Origin of the sequence: Streptomyces phytophilus, from assembly GCF_013870535.1 — a bacterium.
GTDB lineage: Bacteria > Actinomycetota > Actinomycetes > Streptomycetales > Streptomycetaceae > Streptomyces > Streptomyces phytophilus.
Map to the genome: position 1 here is coordinate 1 of NZ_JACBXC010001515.1, position 1,292 is coordinate 1,292.

Genomic DNA, 1,292 nt, shown 5'->3' on the forward strand with positions numbered 1-1,292 from the left:
GTCGAACGCGGCGTTGACCGCCGCGCCCACCAGTACGGCGAACGCCGAGACGCCGAACCACAGCAGCACCGCCACGGGCGCCGCCAGCGACCCGTAGATCGTCGGGCCCTCCACGGCGTTCAGCAGGTAGAGCCGTAGCAGCACGCTGCCCAGCAGCCACATGCCGAGCGCCACCAGCGCCCCGGGCAGGTCCTCCCGCCAGGGGGAGCGCACGGGGACGGCCGCGTGGTAGAGCGTCGTCAGGAAGGCGACCGACAGCACGACGACGACCGGCCAGTACAGCACCCGTACGGCGGTCTCGCTCCACGGCAGCAGCTGCACCACCGCGTCCGGGCCCGCCACCATCAGCGGCAGCGCGACCACGCCGATGACCAGCGCCACGAGGTACAGCCCGAACGCCAGCAGACGGGTCCTGACGATGCCGCGGTGGCCTTCGAGCCCGTACATGATGGTGATGGTGTCGATGAAGACGTTCACGGCGCGCGAGCCCGACCACAGCGCGAGGGCGAAGCCGAACGAGATCAGGTCCGCACGGCCGCCGCGGGTGACGTCGTCGAGCAGCGGGCGGACGATCTGGTCGACGCCCTTGGCCGTCAGGACCGTGTCGGAGGCGTCGATGATGTTGTGCCGGATGGTCTCGACGTCGATGAGCCACTGGTCGAAGTAGCCCAGCAGGCCGAGGAGGCCGAGGAGCAGCGGCGGCAGCGACAGCAGGCTGAAGAACGCGGCCTCGGCGGCGAGGCCGATGACGCGGTGCTCCATGCAGGTGTTGACGGTGTCCTTCAGCAGCAGCCACGCGACGCGGCGCTTGGGGAGGTTCTGGTACAGGACGCGGGCCCGGCCCAGCCGGCTGCGGGGTCCGCCGCTTCCGCCCTGTTCCGCGCCCGTTTCCCGTTCTGCTCCCACCTGCCTACCGTAGCTGTCATGGCAGCAGGTACTCATACGGTGACGAACCAGGCACCGCCCCTGGTCGGCTACGACGTCTACGCCGCGGACGCGGCCCTCACCGAGGCGGTGGAGCGGTACGTCGCGCCCGAGCGGCACGCCGCGGCGCACGCGGAGCTGACCGCCCTCGGCCGCGCGGCGGGCTCCGCCGAGGTGCAGCGGTGGGGCGTCGAGGCGAACGCCTCGCCGCCCGTGCTGCGCACCCACGACCGCTACGGCCACCGCCTCGACGAGGTCGGCTTCCACCCCTCCTGGCACCGACTGCTGGAGCGCGGTGTCGCCGCCGGGCTCACCGACGCCTGGGGCCGCCCGGACGGGCACGTGCGGCGGGCGGCAGGGTTCCTGGT

At 72.4% G+C, this 1,292-nt stretch carries 1 protein-coding gene and 1 pseudogene; one reads left to right on the top strand and one right to left on the bottom strand.

Annotated elements, in window-relative coordinates; translation table 11 throughout:
• The coding region (locus H5J30_RS33855; RefSeq protein ID WP_181791622.1) for a YihY/virulence factor BrkB family protein at positions 1-942 on the bottom strand (942 nt) is incomplete at its 3' end.
• Between H5J30_RS33855 and H5J30_RS33860 the strand changes: the two are divergent.
• Positions 925-1,292, top strand: a pseudogene (locus H5J30_RS33860) (DNA alkylation response protein); the annotation flags it as partial. The gene H5J30_RS33855 and the pseudogene H5J30_RS33860 overlap by 18 nt on opposite strands.